The following is an 18416-nucleotide window of genomic DNA, read 5'->3' as shown; positions in this document are numbered from 1 at the left end:
TGAGAGAATCGCCGATGCGCCCTTCGCTCCGTATTTTGCTCACCCTCGTTATTGTCGCCATTGCCGTTGCCGCTGGTGCATGGCTATGGCACTACTACCTCTATACCCCCTGGACTCGTGACGCTCGGGTTCATGCGGAAGTGGTGACGATTGCCCCCGATGTCTCTGGCTGGGTACGCACACTTGAAGTAGTGGACACCGACCATGTTGCCCAAGGTGATACGCTGTTTGAGATCGATAACACGCGTTACCAAGCGGCGGTGGACAGCGCCCAGGCCACAGTTGACCATCGCCAGGCAACCCTGGAGCTAAGCCGCGCCGAGGAGAATCGACGTAACCAGTTGAGCAATAATCGTGCGATTAGCGCAGAAAACCAGCAGATTGCCCAGATCAACTCGCGCATTGCCGCCGCTGATTTACAGCAGGCTCAGGCGGAGCTGGCCAGCGCCCAGCTTGATTTAGCGCGCACCCAAATAACCGCGCCGGTAAGCGGCCATATCCTCAATGTCCACCTTACCGCTGGTACTTACGCTAATCGCGGCACGCCGGTAATGGCGCTGATCGCGGATAATTCCTTCTATGTCGTGGGTTATTTCGAAGAGACCAAAATGACGTCGATCGACATGGGTGATCCGGTGAATGTGATTCTGATGAACGGCGACACCCATCTGGCGGGCCGAGTGGCGGGTATTGGTCGAGGCATTGCCGATAGCAACACAACCCTTAACCAGCAGCTGCTACCGCAAGTGGAGCCCACCTTTAGCTGGGTGCGCCTGGCTCAGCGTATTCCGGTGCGCATTGCACTAGAAGACGTTCCTGATGACACTCTGCTAAGCGTCGGCATGACGGCAACGGTGCGCGTCCGCCCTGCTAAAAACGCTGCCGATCAGTCTGAGTAACCCATGTCGCCGTTTGTTAGCACCTACCTGACACCCAACGCTACGGCGGTCAAGTTTGCGATCAAGACCACCCTGGCGATGATGCTCGCGCTCTATATCGCGCTGATGTTCGACTTGGAGCGCCCCTACTGGGCCCTGATCTCGGCGGCATTTCTGCAGATTCGCCCTATGAGTGGCATGGTGATCGAGAAAGGTATCTGCCAACTTGGCGGCACCTTGATTGGCGCCTTGGCGGGTATCGCGATCATGGCCCTATTCGCCCAGGCCCGCGTACCTGCGCTTATCGTGCTTACCGCTTGGATTATGCTATGCACTTACGTGGGCTCGCTGTGGCGTAATAACTACACCTACGGCTGTCTGATGGCCTCCGTAACGGCCATGCTGATTGTGGTCATCTCCAGCGGCAGCACGCCCGCCGGAATCTTCGATATCGCCGTGGCGCGCCTTACCGAACTGGGGCTGGGCGCCATCTGCGCCATGCTGGTCAGCTCGCTGCTCTGGCCATCCCATGTGGGCGCCCACCTTGCCACTCAGGCCGACAGCGTGATCAACGAAGCCTTCGAGCATGCCGCCCTGCGTTTAGAAGCCAGCGACGATATTCCGGCGATGCAGAAAGCCCTGCGCAGTAGCCTCGGGCCATTAACCCTGCTGGAAACCGATAGCCAGGCCGCCCGCTTTGAAGGCCCGGTAGGCCCCGGCCGAGTGCGCGCAGCCCACGTACTAACCCGCCGCACGCTGCGCTTTTTCGCCAACCTGCAGGCGCTGCACCAACTGATGCACGACCACGCTGACCGGCTCGCCCCACAAAGTATCGAACTCGCGGGCGAGGTCGCAAAAGGCTTTCGCGATGCTGAACATGTCAAAGGGGTCATTGAGGCCAGAAAAGCTCTCCAGTCGCTACGCCACCGGGTTCATGAAAGCGAGGAAGAGGCCAGCTTAGCCCCTCTCGATCGGCGTCTGCGGTTGGGGCTACGTGAATCGATCGGCCACGCCATGATCATGCTCGATGCCCGGGAGGCGATTGCCTCGCCGGAGAGCCATAAACTGCGCTCATCGCCACTGGCCTGGCACCGCGATCACCTCGCCGCCGGTATTAACGCCATTCGCTCAGGGCTAGTATTTTCGCTACTGGCGACTTTCTGGGTCGTCACCGCCTGGCAGAGCGCCATGATCGCGATGATGCTGGGCACGCTGTTTTCAGCTTTTTTCGCCAGCCGCGATAATCCCCTTGCCATCACCATGATGTTTTATAAGGGCATGCTGGCGGCGATTCCCAGTGCTTTTCTGTTCGGCCATGTATTGCTCTCCCAGGCCAACGGTTTTCCGATGCTAGCAATGCTGTTTGGTACACCGCTGTTCTTGGGACTATTAGGTGCCACTAACCTAGCCACCATGGGCTACTGCCTAGCCTTCACTATCTTCAATATTCTGCTAACCATGCCCGGCAACGGCATGGATTTCTCGTTCGACAGTTTTGCCAACCGGGTGGTGGCCGTAGTGATTGGGCTAAGCTGCGTGGTAATGAGCTTCCGCTTGCTGCCGGGGCTGGGCACCCGACTTCGGCGGCGGCGTTTAATCAATGCAATTTCCACCGATATCCATGAGCTAAGCCAGCGCTCGATTCGCGATGCCGAAACCCGCTTCAGCGGCCACATGGCGGATCGGCTTCTGCAACTGGCGCAGCATGACGACATGCTACCCGAAGACCAACGCCACCTGTTTATTCTTGGTTTGACCGGGTTGGATGTTGGCACCGCTACGCTGCGCCTGCGTGATCGGCTTGATGATGCACCGCACCCGCGAATCCGCGAGGCGCATCGCCACCTACTAGGCACGCTAGCTGGCGGGTTTGAAGAGAGCGCCAACGGGCGCCAGCCACAAGGAATTCGCGAAGCAGGCCAGCAGTTGGAAGAGGCAATAGAGGCTTACGGCGACGTGCCCACTGACCGCCGGGTACTGTTGGAAGGCTTGGTTGAGCGGCTCGAATTGGCATTAGAGCGCCTTGCGCGCATCATGGAGGAGCGACCCCAGATTAAGTCTATGCATAAAGCCCCGAACGCTCCCGTGCTAAAAAAATAAGTGTCCGTTCATGGAATTACCTGAGTAAAGCGCGAGTGAACTAGCTACTTGTATCGCTGTTGCTCCCGTCGATCAACCATGGGCGCATGCTGAGCCATCAACTCTACGATCCAATCGATAAACACGCGCAGCTTGGCGCTTACGTGCCGATTCGGTGGGAAAGCGACGTACATCGGCATTGGGTCGAGATGCCAGCCATCAAATAGGCGAACCAGCTCCCCGCGAGATACGTGCTCACTGGCCATATAGTCAGGAAGCCAAACTACTCCGAGCCCCGCGATGCCTGCCGCAAGACCGGCATTACCGTCATCAACCGAAATCACATAGCGCCCTTGTACGGTGACACGCTCCCCGTTGCGGTACATGGCGTAGGGAGAACCCACCCCGGCACGGGCCCATCGGAGCCCTACAATGTAGTGAGGGGGAGCTGAGAGTTCTTGCGGGTGCGAAGGCAAACCAGCACTTTCCAGATAGCTCGGCGCTGCGTAAATACCGATCTTCAGGTCGCCTACTCGGCGCGCCACTAACGATAAATCCGTAAGTTCTCCGCCACGCACCACACAGTCCACGCTTTCACCTATCAGATCCACCATGCGATCACTCGCCCCCATATCGATTTGAATATCGGGGTATTGAGCGTGGAAAGCAGGCAACGCTGGTATCAAGATCATCCGCGCGAACGGGCTGGGCACGTCTACCCTTAGTCGGCCGCGAGGCAACACCGAGGCGTTGGACAGGCTGGTTTCGGCATCATCCATATCAGCCAGAAGCTTGATAACGCGCTCGTAGTAGGCGGCGCCGTCAGCCGTTACGTTCACCTTGCGCGTGGTGCGGTTGAGCAGCTTTACCCGTAGCCGTACCTCTAGTTGTTGCACGAGTTGCGTCACGCTGGTTTTGCTCATGTGAAGTGTTTCAGCTGCCTTGGTAAAGCTGCCCGTCTCCACGACCCGAGCAAAAGCCTGCATTGCGTTAAAACGATCCATGAGGGTGCCAAACACCTTTGATTGTTTGAAATATACAAACAATGTTGAACAGAATTCGCCGTTTATCCACCTTTACTGACGGCTTAAAGTGACGCCATCGTAGATAAAGGGTCGGCTTCGACCTATTGATGGAGATTCACATGACTCAACGTGACGTTGTTTTCCCCCCAGGCCGTCAGGCGCTTTATGAACAGAACGCCTACTCCGCTGCCATTCGCTCTGGCGACCTCCTGTTCGTGTCGGGCCAGGTCGGCAGCCGTGAAGACGGCTCGCCCGAGCCGGACTTCGCTGCCCAGGTACAGCTTGCTTTCGACAATCTGAAGAGTGTCTTGGAAGCAGCGGGCGCAAGCTTCGAAGATATCGTCGACGTGACGACCTTCCATACTGATCCCGAAGCCCAATTCACCACCATCATGGAAGCCAAGGCACGCGCATTCCCGGAAAAGCCCTACCCTAACTGGACGGCGGTCGGCGTGACATGGCTGGCGGGATTCGACTTTGAAATCAAGGTCATTGCCAGACTACCTGAGTAATCAAGTGCCATGTGGCACAAGCGCCTATTCGCTGCGACGTCGCTGCATGGTTATTGGCTGCCTCGATAATTTTCTGACAGTACAGCCTGTTTAGCTGCGCTTAGCATACGTTTGGATGATCTGCTTGAGTGGATTCGTCTGATTTTTTCCCGCCTTTCAACTCAACGTTAGCAAAATGCTGAAGGTATTCCCCACCCCTGCAGGATCAGGCAAGTTTTGCGCAAGGGTTGGCAAGCCCTGCCGCCGTGGAATTGTTAAAAAGTAAAGGTCAGCGCAGCCGTTCAGGGGCCTCACCAACGAAGCGGTTCGAGCAGCACGACTATCGATATCCATATTGATGGCATTGAATCCTAATGATAGGCGGAGTGTATAACAGTGAAAACATCAGGAAACACCATTCTCATCACCGGCGGTGGCTCCGGCATTGGCCGTGAGCTTGCTCTACGCTTTAACGCGCTGGGCAACACCATCATCGTCGCTGGACGGCGCATGGAAACGCTGGAGGAAACCATTGCCGGTCACCAGAATATGCACGCGATGGTCGTCGATGTAGAGGATCCGCGAGCAATTGTGGCCTTTGCTGAGCGCGTCGTCGCTGAGCACCCCGACCTCAACGTGCTAATCAACAATGCGGGCATCATGCGCCGCGAGGACTTGACCAGTACCCATGACCTTATTGATGCCGAACAAACGGTCGTCACCAATCTGCTTGGGCCTATCCGGCTGACCAACGCACTGACCGACCACCTGACAAGCCAGCCAGACGCGACGATCGTGAACGTATCGTCCGGGTTGGCGTTTGTGCCGTTAAGCGGCACGCCCACCTACAACGCCACCAAGGCGGCCATTCACTCCTATACGATTTCGCTCCGCGAACAGCTCAAGGGCAAGGTCGAGCTTATCGAACTGGCACCTCCCGCCGTGCAGACGGAACTGACACCAGGCCAGTCGACCCGCGAAGGCTATATGCCGCTCGATGACTTTATCGACGAAGTCATGACGCTTTTCCACGAAAAACCCACGCCCAAGGAAATACTGGTGGAAAACGTCAACTTCCTGCGCTGGGCGGAACGCGACGGACACTTCGATGAAGCGGTGGAGATGCTCAGTAAAATGTGAACGGCAAGGCTTCACACCGACTGACGGTCTGTCCCGGATCAAAACTGCCAATTGGCTGGAACCCAGGCATAGCCGTTGTCGGTCTTGAGCATTCGGCCAATGCCCGGGAAGGGAAAGTGGAAGCCGAGAACGGGTAGCCTGTCTGCCGCGGCCATATCGAAGATCCGGCGGCGCGAGGCGAGTGCCGTTTCCTTGTCACGATCCGGCCCGGGCAGCCATGAGTGATCAATATTGACGATAGGATGATAGGCAAGATCAGCGGTCAGCAGTAGCTGATCCTTCCCGGAGTGGACAAGGAAGTTCGCCATGCCGGGGGTGTGGCCCAGTGCCGGAAGCGTGGTCAAGCCAGAAACGATTTCTGTGCCAGCTTCGTACAATTCGATATCGCCGGTGACCGGCGTGAGGCTCTGCCGGATGGCTGTGGCGAAATGGCGGCGAAAATCCTCGGGTACCGGCATGTAGGAAAGATCCGGATCGTTAGTGATGAAGAAGTCCCAATCGGCACGGGGCGCAAAGACTGTTGCCCGCGGAAATGCCTTGCCACCATCGGCCGTTCGCAGGTTGCCGACATGATCCGGGTGCGTGTGCGAGATAACCACAATGTCGATATCATCGGGCCGTAAACCGATAGCGGCCAGATTATCGAAGATGCGACCGCCTAGCGACCCCATGGTCTGCCCGGCACCAGCTTCGAGAAGAATTCGCCGGCCATTCGTTTCAATAAGAAGGGTATTGAGATTCAGCGTCATGTGGTCGGTCGGCAGGAAGGCTTGCCTCAACACCTCCTCAAGTTCCGCCTCCGACGCATCGCTGGCGTAAACCTGCGGTGGGCCGCCTATCAGCCCATCGCTCAACACGGTGGCAGAGATGTCGCCGACGCGAAAACGATAATAGCCGACATTGCCACTCGCATTTATACCCTGAGCCGTAGATGACGCGGTGGAAGCCTGCTGTGCAAAGGCTATGCCGCTGGCCGGCAAGATCACCCCCGCCGCTACCGACGCCGCTGTCAGCATCACCTGCCGACGATTCACTGTTATTCCGCTCATATGTCCACCCTGTTCGAGTCACTGATTGCTCTGCAGTACTTGTTTTCAGCGCCGGCCAAGACCAGGGGTAACCAAAACCGAGTCATTGCGATGCGCTTTTAAAGGATGACCCAGAACAGGCATGCGGATAAGCTAACGAAAACGGATCAGCTTATTAAGCAGGGCTTTGCAATGAGCCAACTACGCCTTGACAGCTTAGAGATATTTGAAGATGTGGTGCGCTGCGGTGGCTTTAGAGCCGCTGCCCTTGGCAGGGGCGTGTCATCGTCCGCCATTAGCCAGTCGATCAGCGCACTTGAGGAAGCGCTGAGCATTCGGCTGCTGAACCGAACGACACGTAGCGTCGCGCCCACTGAAGCAGGCGAACAGCTTCTTGAGCGACTTGGACCCGCTCTTCATGACATCAGAACAGCGATCGACGATCTCAATCAGCTTCGAGAACGCCCATCTGGCAGCGTGCGGATCAATGCCCCAGGGCCAGCGGCCGACCATGTGCTGTGCCCATTGGCCTTTGAATTCATGAAAATGTATCCCGATGTCAATGTTGAGATCGTCAGTGATGCTGCGATCGTCGATATTGTGAAGCAGGGCTTCGACGCTGGCGTGCGCTTCGGGAATCAACTCGCCCAAGACATGATCGCCATGCCCCTGGGCCCCTCCTTGCGATATGCCATCGTGGCCTCGCCCGATTATCTTCGCGAGCGTGGTCGGCCCGACTCACCGCGCGATCTCTTGCAGCATGACTGTATTCGCCGCCGTTTCCCCGGCGGCACCATGGTAACGTGGACATTCGAGAAGGACGGCGATGAAGTGGAGATCACGCCGCAAGGCCGGTTGACGCTGAGTTCAGCGCACCACGAACGCCAGGCGGCGATCGCGGGATCAGGAATCGCTCATCTGTTTGAGGACTATGTCCTCGCCGATCTCGAACAGGGCAGCGTTATTGAATTGCTCAGCGACTGGAAGAAGAAGCTGCCGAGTTGGTATCTGTATTATCCGAACAGGCGGCATACCAGCGCAGCCATGCGGGCCTTCCTCGACTATATCCGCCATCGTGAATGGCCTCCTGTCAGCAACTAATGCTTCACAGGCTATGCTTGCTTATTCATTTAAACCAATAGCAAAGTAAAAAATAACCGCCCCCCTTAAACGTCGATGGTTTTAATAATGTTGGTGGGATTACCCCCTACCACAACATTATCTGGCACATCTTTAATAACGACGGCCCCCGACGCGATAACAACGTTATTACCTACACTAACACCTGGGTTAATGATGGCACCGCCACCAATCCAGACGTTATTTCCAAACGTAATCGGCTTTGCGTACTCTTTGCCCGAATTACGCTCACGCGGATCCAAGGGGTGCGTGGCCGTATAAATCTGCACATTCGGCCCAAGCATGCAGTTATCACCAAATCGTATTTCACAAACATCCAGCAGTGTGCAGTCGAAGTTTGCAAAGAAGTTTTCACCGACATGGATATTATATCCATAATCCAGTCGAATATTTGGCTCTACATGAAGGCACTTCCCCGTAGAACCAAATAAATCTTTTAACGCTTTCAAGCGCTGAGCATCGGTTTCCAACACTTGATTGTATTGCCAAACCTTGCGCTTTGTTTCCTCATGCTCTTTTCGCAATACCGGATCAGCAGGGTTATAGAGCTCTCCTGCTAGCATCTTGTCTTTTTCCGATCGCATTATTCGCCTTCCTTGCTAGAACTCTATGTTAATCACCCCCAACCGGTATTGTCTCGCTCCGGTTCGGAATCAAGCGGTGCAGCCAGTTCAAGATATCATCGACACCACTGTAGGCAACGGGAATCACCAGCAGACTCAAAAACATCAACGTGACCAGCCCACCAATGACCGCGACGGCCAGGGTGCCCAGAAGCTGGATCACCCTCCTCCCTTGAGCTCAGTGAGAGTTGATCATGTAAAGTGATCGTTTTACACTACTCACATGGATACTAAAACAAAGCTTATTTCAGCAGCAGAGCAGCTATTCGACCGGCACGGCTTTACCGCCACCGGGATGGACAAGCTAACCAAGGCGGCTGGCATGTCGAGCCGAACGCTCTACAAGCATGCGGGCAGTAAAACGGCGCTGATAACGGAGGTGCTCAAAGAGCGCCATCGACGGTTCCAGCCGCACATCGAAGTGGGCAGCGTTGATGCACTCTTCGACGCGTTGGAAGAATGGATAAGGAGCGAGAGCGCAAGAGGATGCCTTTTTCTGCGCGCTTACGGCGAAACCGGCGGTGACACACCGGCAATCACTGAAGCCGTGCTGGCTCACAAGACAAGGCTTTATGAGAAGATCCAGGACATTGTCGCGATAGAAACCGATGGCCAGGAGATACCGGAACTCGCCGAGCAGATCCTTATTCTGTACGAAGGCGCCACCGCGGCCGCGATTTACCGTGGCCCGGAGGCGATAGCCTCGGCACACAAAGCCGCATCAGCACTGCTCAAGCAGGCACGATCATGAGCCCCAGCGTGTACCTCGGCGCGGCGGGGTTTGGCCTGATTGCGGTGTGCTATGGCTTTGCGCGCTTCGCCTTCGGACTCTTCCTGCCCCAGATCGACACTGACCTTGCTCTCACGCCCACCTTGAGTGGCTTTATCTCAGGTGGATCTTTTCTGGGCTACTGTGTCGCCATCATTCTATCGGCGTACCTGACCGAACGGATCGGCGCCCGCGCCGTCGCCATTGGCGCGGCGCTGGTCGCGGCAGTCGGCATGGCGGGCATCGCCATGGCTCCTTCCCCCCTATTGCTCGCCTGCGCGGTCATGCTGGCAGGCTCAAGTACGGGGTTAGCCTCTCCGCCCATGGCGGCAGCGGTGGCCGCTGCCGTCCGCCCTAAACGGCAGAGTGCCACCAACACGATCATTAATGCCGGAACGAGTGCCGGTGTGGTGCTTTCCGGGCCGGTCGCGTTACTGATGGGAGGTCAATGGCGGTTAGCGTTCGCGTGTTTTGCAGTGGCAGCTTTTGTAATGACGGTAGTCGCCGCGCTCAGCGTACCCAGCGGCACCAAGGCGACCCAGGCCTCTGGCGCCTTGCCACCCTTTAACAGCGTTATTATGCGCTTGATCGCGGCTGCTTTTCTGATGGGCGCGTCCAGCACCGCTATTTGGTCTTTCGGCGGCACACTCGTCGCGCTGCAGCTTGGCTGGGGCAATACCGGCGCGGGGCTGCTTTGGATCGCTATCGGCGCCGCCGGTATTGTGGGCGCAGGCGCAGGTACACTAGTGGCACGCTTCGGGATCGACCGGGTGCATTGGCTTTTTCTGGGAGCATTGGCGGCAGGCACTCTTTTGGTTGGTACCAGCGCCACCACTCCCCTACTGGCAATCGTCGGTGGCATGTTGTTCGGCGCGGCTTATATCATGGTGACAGGTGTCTATCTGGTATGGGGCGTTACTGCGCTGCCCGACCGGCCCGCTACAGGCCTGATGATTGGCTTCCTGACCATCGCGATCGGCCAGACGGCTGGCGCCCCACTCTTTGGCTTTTTGATGGATCGGCTGACCCCCGACTACGCTGTGCTGGTCTTCGCATGCATTGCCTTTACCGCGGGGCTGGCAAGGGCCGGCAGCGCCATACCCAAGCCCGCCCCAAAAGCCACCTAGTCAACACAAGAGGTAGGTCGCCTAATAGCGGGGGTTACTGGCCATACATCGACAATAACGAGGCAGCGTTAACACTCCTGACACAACACGTTGAAGCAGCCATCAAGAGCTGCTCGACGGGTATGTTCAGCTATTCGCCGCCGTACTCAAGCCACACAGTGTTTTACCGCTAGAAACGTTAAAACAACGCTGCATTGGACTGATCGACGCAGGCTGGGTGGCACATGCCGGTTATCAGAGTAGATACACGCCCCTTTCTTGCCAACACCGAACTTATTGCACGTCCACATTTGCAGTGTCGGTGGCTTCGTAAAGTGGGCGTAATGCCTCTTCCCGGGCTACACCTCCTACACCGTCATTCACCAAGGTTTCGGCATTATTTTCAAGATATTGCTTAACGCCTTCGCTTTCAGCAACAACCTGAAAGTCGCGAAGTGAAGCCATCAGTTGTGGTGTTAATTGGTCAAGTTGGGGGCGAATATCTTCGGCAAGGTCTGGCGGGGATTCAAAGGGAGGCTGCTCTGTTTGCCTCCATTGTTCATGGAGCCGATGCTGGATAACCTTGCTTGCCTCAAACTGATGTTTGAAAAACGTTTGGGCAAAGGCCTCATTGATACCCGCCCGGGTGGCTTCAGCCACGACCCTCTCTAGAATTTGCGCTTCTCGTGCGGGAGCATCAATAGGAGCACCAGAGTTCCATTTAGCCTTTGCGACATCGGGTGCAATAGCAAGCCGCTCATCAACCAACCGGAGCAGCTGATCCACCGTCTGTCTGACGTCATTGGAAGGCTCGGCGGCACGGGCCTGATATCCAACACCGAGCACCAGCGCCATCAGGAGAATGGCGCACAACATGACACGTTGAGAGGCAAGAGAGATCGTTCTTGAAGTGACCATCATGACCGTCCATAGCTAGTTAGAGTGAATTCAATTTTTCTGTTTGCGACGCGCCAAAGTTTAGCAAAAGGCATAGTGGTCAACACGCTTTACGCATTCAATGGGACGCAAAGGTCACGCTGTGGTAACCGTTAACGGCGATGCTCTATGTTCAATAGATCTTCGAGCTCGCAGAGCGTCCTGTTTCGGCGGCTTCTGAAACAGCCGCCCATATTCACGGGTAAACTGGGGCACGCTCTCGTAGCCCACTTCAAAAGCAGCGCTGCTCGCAGAGAATCCTTCATTGAGCATCAAACGGCGCGCTTCAATCAGGCGAAGTCGCTTCTGGTACTGCCCCGGCGTGAGCGACGTCATGTGCTTAAAGTGCTTGTGAAACGAGGTGCTACTCATTCCCGCTTCTGCCGCAAGTCGCTCAACGGGCACACGCGACTGATACTCAGCTCTGAGTACCGTAATGGCGGCGGCAAGACGGCTTGCATGGCTGTCCGGGTCTGCCAACGTCCGCAAAGCATTACAGTGAGGCCCAGACAGGAGCCAATAGTGCAGCTCCCGCATGATTCCTGGGCTCAAGAGCGGCGCCGCTTCCGGGCGATCCAACAGGTGCATCAGCCGTGATGCGCAATCGAGCAGTGCGGCTTCGGTGTCGACGGCGAATAGCGTAGGCATCTCTGAAGAGCGCTGCGGGCGGGGGGTATCGATATGGGCCGTGAGTTCGCGCAACAGCGCCACCTCCAGTTCGACTGCGATCGCCAGATAGGGCTCGCTCTGGCTTGCTTGCACGACCCGTCCGATGACCGGCATGTCAGCACTAACGAGGACGGACTTCCCGCTAGAAAAAACCCGCTCCTCATTCCCCACTATCAAGCGCTTCGCACCCTGCAGAACCAGGCATATCAGCGGCCTGTAAACCGAATGCAGGTCGCCAGATGGCGCCTTGAGGCACATCATTCGTAACCCCGGCACCGGGGTTAGCGCCATACCACGGTCGTCGGCGTAGCGGCTGGTATAAGCCCGGACAGCCTGTTTGAGCGAGTTCATAGGACTCCTCCCGCATTTCAGCTGGAACTTATCATGAAGGGATGGCATGAGGGGATAGTTTCAAACAGCGGTCTCACCCCACCCGACTTTGCGCTCGCGAAGCATCAAAGCTCCACACGCCTGGGCCTGCGGCACTAATATAGAGAAAGATGAAGCAATAAAGCATGGCCGCTTCACCGTGGTTGAGAACAGGAAAAAAACTGTTCGAGCTGTGCGCGATAAAGTAGGCAAATGCCATTAAACCAGAAAGTAAGAAAGCCGTTGGTCGCGAGAACAGACCCATTAATAGCAACAACCCGCCCACTACCTCCAGGATGCCAGCGGTATAAAGCATAGGGTTAAGGGGATACTCGAAAGGGGCGGGCCAGCTGAAAAGCTTCATCGTCCCATGTGTCAGGAAAGACCCAGCGGCAAAGATTCGCAGAACGCTGAGAAAGTACGGAGCCAATTTGCTCAAGCGGTGCATTGGTAGTGTCGGCATATTGTCCTCGCTCTATGCTAGAGATTACTGTGCCGAGCTAACTAAGCTCTGCGGCGACAACGAGGATGGTAGGTGATGGTTGTGTCCATGATATGCCGTAGTTTTGGTTATTTTGTAGCAAACTGTGCCACTAACGCTAAATCACAATAAACAATGTGATGAGTTTGCCTCGCAACATTGGGCATGGGTTACTGGAGTGTCAGGACAAGAAACAGGCTATTTAGGTGAGTGAGCGCTTTGCACGGGTCGTGAAGTTCTTTTAAGTCGCCAGATGCGCTCTTTTCTCACTGGCGCTGCATCTACACTGCCTTCTCTAGGAAGCGAGATGATGGCTTGCATACCGGCTTCGCCATTGAAAAACGAGATATCTCCCCCGTGCTGCCGCGCGACTGCGCGCACTATCGAGAGGCCGAGACCGATGCCTCCGGTCTGTCTGTTTCGCGACGTTTCAAGCCGGACAAAAGGCGCGAAAACCTTCTCTTTCATGTCGTCCGGAATCCCCGGCCCACGGTCTTCAACGACGATATCAACCGTGGAAGGAGTCTCCCGAAGAGACACTTTTGCCTCCCCCCCATAACGCACCGCGTTCTCGACCAGATTTCTTAACGCGCGGCGAAGGCTATCTGGTCGACAACGGTACTTCATCTTAACGCTCTCGACATGGGTGACCGGATGTCCCAGATCAGCGTGGTCGTCACAAATACTCCCCACAAGCGCTTCCAGATCAATGGTGCGCGTTTCCTCTTTAATCGACTCTCCACGCGCAAACGAAATCGCGGCTTCCGTCATCGACTGCAGCTCGTCAATCGTCACTATCATTTTGCGCTGGATATCTTCGTCGTTGACGAATTCGGCTCTCAGCCGCAGCGAGGTCAGCGGCGTCCGTAAATCATGGCCAATCGCTGCAAGCATCTTCGTCCGATCCTCTACGAAACGATGTAGACGGCTTTGCATCTTATTGAAGGATTGAGCTGTGCGCCTGATCTCTTCTGGCCCCTCTTCCAACAATGGCGGCAGGTTTTGCCCTCGCCCTAAAGCTTCAGCGGCTGTGGCCAGATTTCGTAGTGGTTGAGCGATACGGCTTGCTATAAAAATGCTGATCAAAGCGAGCATGATAGCAGTAAGCCCAAGCGAAATCAGAGGCTTGGATGTCCACAAACTACCTTTATCGTGCTGGTAAAAGGCCGCATTCAACCAACGCCCGTCACCCAGTTGCGCCTTGTACCCATACCCAAGACTGCCTGAAAATTGGAGCACCTTGGTTGGCTGTGACAGCATCCACAAATAGGGAGTTGGAGTCCACCATGGGTCATCGGCGTTTGCAGTGGCCACTTCGTCGACGTTCGGTAATTTCGGATGGGGAGAGCCAGCCCATCCTAATGTTCCGTTTGGATCGACGGCGCTATCCAAAGGCCGGGAAAGCTGGGAGAGGGCCGCTAATCTCCAGGCATTAGGATCCGCAGGGTCGCTGTCGGTCAACCAGTATCTTAAATAACTGCCTTCACTTGCACGCAGAGCCTGCTCTCGCAATGGCGGCGATAGCGATTCCACCAAGCGGGTCACTGATGACGCTCGGCTGATAAATTCAGCTTTTACCCCTGCATCGAACTTTTTGGTGTACTCATCCATGGAAATCAGGAAGGTAAGCGCCTGGGAGACGATTAACGCCGCTAGCGTCAGCCCGATGATTTGTATAGCCAAGCTTTTACGCCAAAGACGAATCATTCGAACACGACCTCAGTACACAGGCTGTAGCCACCGCCCCAATGGGTTTTGATGATCGACGGATTCTTGGCATTCTCCTCAATCTTCTTTCGCAGACGGCTAACTTGGTTATCAATGCTACGGTCAAAGATGTCGGCTGTCCTCCCAACCGTCAGATCAAGAAGCTGCTCTCGGCTGAGTATTAACCCAGGTCGCTCAATGAAAACCTTGAGAAGACGAAATTCCGCTGTACTGAGAGGAATGCCAACACCATCGTCACCGAAGATCTCCTGGCGCCCTAAATCGAGTTTCCAATGTCCGATGCGCACTATCCTACGATTGAGAATTGTACCCACCGGCGTAGAACTGGTAGCACGACGGAGGACGGCTCTAATTCGAGCAAGAAGCTCACGCGGATTGAATGGCTTAACCAGGTAATCGTCCGCGCCAAGCTCGAGACCGACGATACGATCTGTATCTTCGGCCATCGCAGTCAGAAATATGATAGGAACATCTCCGGATGCCCGAACCTCCCGGCATAGCGAGATACCGTCCTCACCGGGCATCATGACATCGAGAATGATCAGGTCGACCGTCTGTCGCGCGAGGATTCGTCGTAGGGTTGCCCCCCCTTCCGCTACGCTGACCTTGTAACCTTGATGCTCGAGATACTCCCGCACCAGATCCCGTATATCATTATGATCGTCAACGACGACTACATGTGTGGCCTCGTGCATTGCCCTAACCTCCGCGCCGTGAACCTGAAACTCTCGTCAGCCGATATCTGGCCAGCCTTCTTAGCCAGTTCATCATAGAGTCGCGTCGCCTTCGCCAACCCCGACTTCACTTTAATCATTGACGGGATCCTAGGAACCCCACCGTGCGCTTCTGGATTAGTTGCGGCATAGGCAGCATAGAGTGTCGAGAGCGCTCCGGGTGAGACGTGATGCAGAGCATAATCAATACGATCAATTTGTCGCTTAAGTGTGCCGTACCGATACCAAATTGTAGCAAAGTGTCTCCCAAAGGAGGCGAGCTGGGCGGGCAAATCCTTTCAGTTCCACTTGTGACTTCAGAATCGACCAAATAGAGCGAATCTATCTGTTTCCCTGCCGCATTCAGGTTGAACTTAGCATGATGTCGAAGGCCTTCCTCGCCCCCTGCAGGAAAAGGCAAGGTTTGCGCAGGTGCTGGCAAGTATTGTCTCCATCAACTTGTTAAAAAAGATAACGCAGCCTTGGCCGAAGCCAACTGCTGCCTCTAAAGCAATCGAGAAGAGCCAACAACCCTGCCATGCTACGACCCGAAATGAGGCCAAGGAGCCCCCCATGACAGCATTTACGATCAACGGACGCGCGGTAGACGTTACCGCCGAGCCGGGTACACCGCTTCTCTGGGTGATCCGGGAGCAACTAAAACTCACCGGCACCAAGTTCGGTTGCGGCATCGCGCAATGCGGTGCGTGCATGCTGCATGTGGATGGAGAGCCGGTGCGTGCCTGTGTTTTCCCGTTATCTGGCGCCGAAGGCAGATCCATCACCACGATCGAAGGGTTGTCCGAAGATGGCTCGCACCCCGTCCAGCAGGCCTGGGTGGAACTGGACGTCCCGCAATGCGGTTACTGCCAGTCGGGTCAGATCATGAGCGCCGCTGCGCTTCTGGCGCGCAATCCGCGCCCTACCAATGCGCAGATCGATGACGCAATGAGCGGCAATCTTTGCCGCTGCGGCACCTATGTGCGCATCCGGGCGGCCATACACCGTGTCGCCGAAAGCTAACCGGCACCGTATCACCTCAAGACTTATGGAAAGGACAGGTCAACAATGAAAACACATCATTTATCCTTTAGCCGTCGCGCCTTTCTAGGCGGCACCTTAGTGGCAGGCGCCGCGCTCATCATTCCCCTTCGTCTCCCCACGGCCTGGGCACGAGAGGAAGAGGATTCACTCTTTTCGCACGCTTATATCCGCATCGACACGAACGGCCAGGTGACCTTCCTGCTACCCACGAGCGAAATGGGCCAGGGCACCCACACGGGCCAGGCCCAGATTCTCGCCGAGGAGCTGGGCGCCGACTGGTCGAGTATTACTGTCGGCATGCCGAATCAGCTCTCCGACGACTACAGGATTCCGTTCATCGGCCAGATGCGCTCTGTGGGTTCGTTCGGCATCCGTTTCTGGCACGGCCCGCTGCGCCGCGCGGCCGCCCAGGCACGGCAAATGCTGACCCAGGCGGCGGCCGAGCGTCTAGACGTAGCAGCGGCAGCCTTGCACGCCGAGAACGGCTTCATTGTCCACGCCGACAGCGGCCGAAGGATTCCCTTCGGTGACCTGGTGGAAGACGCCATGGCGCTGCCGATGCCTGAGGATCCAACCTTCCGACCCGATAGCGAACGCACGCTGACCGGGCGCAAGGTAGCGCGTCTCGATACCCCGGCAAAGGTGACAGGCAAAGCCGTATACGGGATAGATGTCGAGCGCGAAGGCATGCTGTATGGCGCCGTCAGACTCGCCCCGGTCTTTTCCGCCGATGTCGAGACATTCGATGAGAGCAGCGTCTCCGGGATGCCGGGCGTTGTCGCCGTGGTTAGCGTGCCGCGCGGCATGGTGGTGGTTGCCGACTCCTGGTGGCAGGCCAAACAAGCAGCCGACACCCTGGATATCACCTTCACACGAACACCGGCGGACACGCTTTCCACCGATGAGATAAATGCAATGCTTCGCGAGGGACTGGATCGAACCGATGCCCCCGTCACCACGCTGCGGGGCGAGGCTGAGGCAACCCTATCGGACGACGGCCAGGTCGTCGAGGCCGAATACTCGGTGCCGCTTCTGACTCATGCCAGCATGGAACCGATCAACTGCACGGCCGAGTCCACCGAGGAACGAACAGAACTATGGATCGGCACACAGGGCCAGGACGTCGTACGCATGACGCTCGAGAATGCGATGCAGATACCGGCTGACCGGTTTTTTATCAATACCACCTATTTGGGTGGTGGCTTCGGGCGCAAGACCCACGGCGAGATCGCCCTTCAGGCAGCGCTCGCCAGCCGCGCCGTCGATGGTCGGCCGGTCAAGGTGCTATGGGCGCGCGAGGATGACGTTCAGCAGGGCCAGTATCGCCAGACGATGATGTGTCGCTTCCGGGCGGTTCTGAACGAGGCCGGCCAGATCACCGGCATGCGCATTCGCGTCTCCGGGCCGCAAATGGGCCGCGAATACGGTATCGATCCGGAGCAGCGGGCGCAGTCGACGGGCAATCTCGCCAACTTCGACCCCTTCTCGCTCGGCGGCCTGTCGGACATGCGCTACGTCATCCCCAATTTTGTCGTGGATCATGCCGTGGTCGACCTGCCGATCCCGCTTTGCCCCTGGCGTTCGATCGCCCACTCCTTCAACGGCTTCTTCTTCGAAAGCTTTATGGACGAATGCGCTGCGGCAGCGGACCGCGATCCGTTGGAGTTTCGCAGAAGCCACTGCACCGATCAGGCAAGGATGCTCGCCGTCCTTGACCGGGTCGCCGAGATATCACACTGGCAAGAGCCTGCGGCAAAGGGAATCTCGCGCGGCTTTGCCGTGGTAGAAAGCTACGGCTCCTACGTTGCCCAGGTAGTCGAGGCTCGAGCTGACGATGAAGGTATCCAGGTTGAACGTGTTTATGCCGCTATCGACTGCGGGCGCGCGATCAATCCGGGCCAGGTGGAAGCGCAAATACAGGGCGCCGTCATCGATGCGCTCGGAGCCGCCATGAGGCAGAAAGTGACGATTCGTGACGGCCACGCCGAGCAGTCGAACTTTCACGACTATCCGTTGCTCCGCATCGGGGAGGCACCAGCCGTGACGGTGAGCATCGTCGATATCGGCTCGCCGCTAGGCGGCGTGGGTGAGCCGGGCATTCCCCCGCTCGCCCCGGCGCTGGCCAACGCGCTATTTGCCGCTACGCAGCAACGAATCCGCCACCTGCCGCTTTCCGATCATGTTCAGGGTTAGCACA

The 18416-nt window shown here is 56.6% G+C and carries 18 protein-coding genes; 9 read left to right on the top strand and 9 right to left on the bottom strand.

What is annotated here, in order from left to right; genetic code table 11:
• Positions 1-14 precede the first annotated feature (14 nt).
• Both YERSI8AC_RS04640 and YERSI8AC_RS04635 read left to right on the top strand, forming a co-directional pair.
• Positions 15-899: an efflux RND transporter periplasmic adaptor subunit gene (locus YERSI8AC_RS04640; RefSeq protein ID WP_159176203.1), complete on the top strand. Its 885-nt coding sequence runs from the start codon at positions 15-17 to the stop codon at positions 897-899.
• Between the two features lie 3 nt (positions 900-902).
• Positions 903-2978 carry an FUSC family protein gene (locus YERSI8AC_RS04635; protein ID WP_159176202.1) on the top strand — a complete coding sequence of 692 codons (2076 nt, stop codon included), beginning with the start codon at positions 903-905 and terminating at the stop codon, positions 2976-2978.
• Positions 2979-3022: 44 nt separating this feature from the next.
• On the opposite strand, the gene YERSI8AC_RS04630 is transcribed toward YERSI8AC_RS04635, so the two are convergent.
• A complete protein-coding gene (locus YERSI8AC_RS04630) occupies positions 3023-3961 on the bottom strand; it encodes a LysR family transcriptional regulator (RefSeq protein WP_159176201.1) in 939 nt (312 codons plus the stop codon).
• 140 nt (positions 3962-4101) lie between these two features.
• Between YERSI8AC_RS04630 and YERSI8AC_RS04625 the strand changes: the two genes are divergently transcribed.
• Positions 4102-4494 carry a RidA family protein gene (locus YERSI8AC_RS04625; RefSeq protein WP_039858874.1) on the top strand — a complete coding sequence of 131 codons (393 nt, stop codon included), beginning with the start codon at positions 4102-4104 and terminating at the stop codon, positions 4492-4494.
• 375 nt (positions 4495-4869) lie between these two features.
• Positions 4870-5613 carry an SDR family oxidoreductase gene (locus tag YERSI8AC_RS04620; protein WP_159176200.1) on the top strand — a complete coding sequence of 248 codons (744 nt, stop codon included), beginning with the start codon at positions 4870-4872 and terminating at the stop codon, positions 5611-5613.
• A gap of 38 nt (positions 5614-5651) precedes the next feature.
• Here YERSI8AC_RS04620 and YERSI8AC_RS04615 read toward each other — a convergent pair whose 3' ends face one another.
• Positions 5652-6662 (bottom strand): MBL fold metallo-hydrolase, encoded by a 1011-nt coding sequence (locus YERSI8AC_RS04615; protein ID WP_201304185.1) that lies wholly within the window; start codon positions 6660-6662, stop codon positions 5652-5654.
• A gap of 171 nt (positions 6663-6833) precedes the next feature.
• On the opposite strand from YERSI8AC_RS04615, the gene YERSI8AC_RS04610 reads away from it, so the two are divergent.
• A complete protein-coding gene (locus YERSI8AC_RS04610) occupies positions 6834-7742 on the top strand; it encodes a LysR family transcriptional regulator (RefSeq protein WP_138799681.1) in 909 nt (302 codons plus the stop codon).
• A 65-nt stretch (positions 7743-7807) separates the two neighbouring features.
• Here YERSI8AC_RS04610 and YERSI8AC_RS04605 read toward each other — a convergent pair whose 3' ends face one another.
• Both YERSI8AC_RS04605 and YERSI8AC_RS04600 read right to left on the bottom strand, forming a co-directional pair.
• Positions 7808-8365 carry a sugar O-acetyltransferase gene (locus YERSI8AC_RS04605; protein ID WP_138799680.1) on the bottom strand — a complete coding sequence of 186 codons (558 nt, stop codon included), beginning with the start codon at positions 8363-8365 and terminating at the stop codon, positions 7808-7810.
• A gap of 28 nt (positions 8366-8393) precedes the next feature.
• The gene (locus YERSI8AC_RS04600) at positions 8394-8567 is read right to left on the bottom strand and encodes a hypothetical protein (protein ID WP_022519644.1); all 174 of its coding nucleotides are present in this window, start codon (positions 8565-8567) and stop codon (positions 8394-8396) included.
• Between the two features lie 60 nt (positions 8568-8627).
• Between YERSI8AC_RS04600 and YERSI8AC_RS04595 the strand changes: the two genes are divergently transcribed.
• Both YERSI8AC_RS04595 and YERSI8AC_RS04590 read left to right on the top strand, forming a co-directional pair.
• Entirely contained in the window at positions 8628-9155 is a 528-nt protein-coding gene (locus tag YERSI8AC_RS04595; protein ID WP_159176199.1) for a TetR/AcrR family transcriptional regulator, read from the top strand.
• On the top strand, positions 9152-10300 hold the full coding sequence (locus YERSI8AC_RS04590) for an MFS transporter (RefSeq protein ID WP_159176198.1): 1149 nt from the start codon (positions 9152-9154) through the stop codon (positions 10298-10300). Before YERSI8AC_RS04595 ends, YERSI8AC_RS04590 begins: the two co-directional genes overlap by 4 nt.
• Before the next feature lie 273 nt (positions 10301-10573).
• On the opposite strand, the gene aroQ is transcribed toward YERSI8AC_RS04590, so the two are convergent.
• From aroQ to YERSI8AC_RS04565, 5 genes are all read right to left on the bottom strand, one after another.
• The gene (gene aroQ / locus YERSI8AC_RS04585) at positions 10574-11200 is read right to left on the bottom strand and encodes a gamma subclass chorismate mutase AroQ (protein WP_159176197.1); all 627 of its coding nucleotides are present in this window, start codon (positions 11198-11200) and stop codon (positions 10574-10576) included.
• A gap of 111 nt (positions 11201-11311) precedes the next feature.
• The gene (locus YERSI8AC_RS04580) at positions 11312-12235 is read right to left on the bottom strand and encodes an AraC family transcriptional regulator (RefSeq protein WP_159176196.1); all 924 of its coding nucleotides are present in this window, start codon (positions 12233-12235) and stop codon (positions 11312-11314) included.
• A gap of 73 nt (positions 12236-12308) precedes the next feature.
• Entirely contained in the window at positions 12309-12716 is a 408-nt protein-coding gene (locus YERSI8AC_RS04575) for a DoxX family protein (RefSeq protein ID WP_022519649.1), read from the bottom strand.
• Between the two features lie 216 nt (positions 12717-12932).
• Positions 12933-14417 carry an ATP-binding protein gene (locus YERSI8AC_RS04570; RefSeq protein WP_236579230.1) on the bottom strand — a complete coding sequence of 495 codons (1485 nt, stop codon included), beginning with the start codon at positions 14415-14417 and terminating at the stop codon, positions 12933-12935.
• Between the two features lie 20 nt (positions 14418-14437).
• Positions 14438-15157, bottom strand: a complete 720-nt coding sequence (locus YERSI8AC_RS04565; RefSeq protein ID WP_138799675.1) for a response regulator — start codon at positions 15155-15157, stop codon at positions 14438-14440.
• Between the two features lie 591 nt (positions 15158-15748).
• On the opposite strand from YERSI8AC_RS04565, the gene YERSI8AC_RS04560 reads away from it, so the two are divergent.
• Together YERSI8AC_RS04560 and YERSI8AC_RS04555 are read left to right on the top strand one after the other, a co-directional pair.
• Entirely contained in the window at positions 15749-16198 is a 450-nt protein-coding gene (locus tag YERSI8AC_RS04560) for a (2Fe-2S)-binding protein (protein WP_022519653.1), read from the top strand.
• 45 nt (positions 16199-16243) lie between these two features.
• The gene (locus YERSI8AC_RS04555; RefSeq protein WP_159176194.1) at positions 16244-18412 is read left to right on the top strand and encodes a xanthine dehydrogenase family protein molybdopterin-binding subunit; all 2169 of its coding nucleotides are present in this window, start codon (positions 16244-16246) and stop codon (positions 18410-18412) included.
• Positions 18413-18416: the final 4 nt, after the last annotated feature.

The sequence above is a fragment of the Halomonas sp. 113 genome (genome assembly GCF_904067645.1).
Taxonomy (GTDB): domain Bacteria; phylum Pseudomonadota; class Gammaproteobacteria; order Pseudomonadales; family Halomonadaceae; genus Vreelandella; species Vreelandella titanicae.
The sequence above is the reverse complement of the archived record's forward strand: the minus strand, read 5'-3'. Positions and strand labels throughout refer to the sequence as shown.